Below are 1,707 nucleotides of genomic sequence, written 5' to 3' on the forward strand. Positions count from 1 at the left end.
GCAGGAACTGCTTGTCGAGATACCGGACGCCGAGCCGGGTGGTGGAGGAGCCGGTGCCCTCGACGGCCGCGTCGACCACCCGCTCGTCGAGCAGGCGCAGGGCGGTGGCGAGGGCGCGTACCGGGCGTACCACCAGGCGGTCCTGCACGTCGTCGAGCCGGAAGCCGGCGGCGAACAACGGCCGCAACCGGCCGAGGGCCTGCGCCGGATCCACGCCGGGCGCGGTGTGCCACAGCCACCACGAACTGCCGGCGCCGAGCGCGAGCAGGACCAGCGGCAGCACGATGCTGATCTCCAGGTGCGGGGCCTCCAGCTCCAGCGCGCTGCGGAAGCCGGGCAGGAAGGCGGCCAGCCCGAGCAGCGCCGCGGGGATCGCGAGGAGCTGCACCGGCCACAGCATCAGGCCGGGCGGATCGTGCGCGGCGCCGGGGCCACGCTCGTAGCGGGCGTCGTCGAAGCCGACGTGCCACTCGTCGGTGCGGGACCGGGCGTGGCCGAAGAAGGTGCGCAGCAGCAGGCGGGTCGCGTACCAGGCGGTGATCGCGACGCCGAGCAGCCCGGCCACCCAGACCACCCAGCCGACCCAGGCCGGGGCCGGGCCCTGGCCGTCGGCCGCGTGCGCGGCGGCGACCAGGACGTTCTCCTTGGACCAGAAGCCGGCCAGCGGCGGCAGCCCGGCCAGTGCGCCGAGCCCGATCACGAACGCCCAGAAGGTGCGGGGCAGATGCGTGCGCAGGCCACCCATCCGCGACATCAGGTTGGTGCCGACCGCGTGGATCACCGCGCCGGCCGCGAGGAACAGCAGCGCCTTGAACGCGGCGTGGGTGAGCAGGTGGAACAGGGCCGCGGCGGGCGAACCGACGGCCAGGGCGCCGGTCATGTAGCCGATCTGCGAGACCGTGGACCAGGCCAGCACCCGCTTGAGGTCGTCCTGGGCGGTCGCGGCGAGCGCGCCGAGCAGCAGCGTGATCGCCGCCATGACACCGAGCGTCGCCAGCGCGCCGGGCGAGCGGGCGAAGAGCGGGAAGAGGCGGAAGACCACGTACACGCCCGCGGCGACCATCGTGGCCGCGTGGATCAGGGCGGAGATCGGCGTCGGGCCGGCCATCGCGTCCGGCAGCCAGGTGTGCAGCGGGAACTGGGCGCTCTTGCCCGCCACGCCGGCCAGGATGAGCAGCAGCGCCACGGTCAGGTGAGCCGGCGAGCTCGCCAGCACGGCGGAGATCTCGAAGCTGCCGGCCGAGACGCCCAGCAGCGCGATGCCGAGCAGGAAGCCGACGTCGCCGACCCGGGTCACCAGGAACGCCTTGACCGCGGCCCGGGGCGCCTCGGGCAGCCGCCGGTCGTGGCCGATGAGCAGATACGAGCAGACGCCCATCACCTCCCAGCCGACCAGCAGCATGATCAGGTCATTGGCCGACACGACCAGCAGCATCGCCCCGGTGAAGATGCTGATCTGGGCGGCGTAGGGCGCGTAACGCGGGTCGTCGTGCAGGTAGCCGACCGAGTAGATCTGCACGAAGAGCGCGACCACGGTGACGGCGAGCGCGACGTAGAGCGCGGCCGGGCCGAGCGAGACGCCGAAGGTGACCGGCAGGTCGCCGAAGCGCACCGCCCGCACCCCGAACTCGACGGGGTCGTCCGCGACCACCAGCAGGAAGACCACGTCGGCCAGGGCGAGTGCGGCACCCGCGATGCCGAGCCCGG

General features: G+C 73.6%; 1 protein-coding gene. It reads right to left on the reverse strand.

Features of this window, described 5'->3' with window-relative positions; all coding sequences use genetic code 11:
* Positions 1-1,707 (reverse strand): NADH-quinone oxidoreductase subunit L (locus tag AB0C29_RS47030; RefSeq protein WP_360834702.1); only part of this gene is annotated, 1,707 nt, incomplete at both ends.

The organism is Actinoplanes sp. NPDC048791 (genome assembly GCF_040650095.1).
In the GTDB taxonomy this organism is placed as follows: domain Bacteria; phylum Actinomycetota; class Actinomycetes; order Mycobacteriales; family Micromonosporaceae; genus Actinoplanes.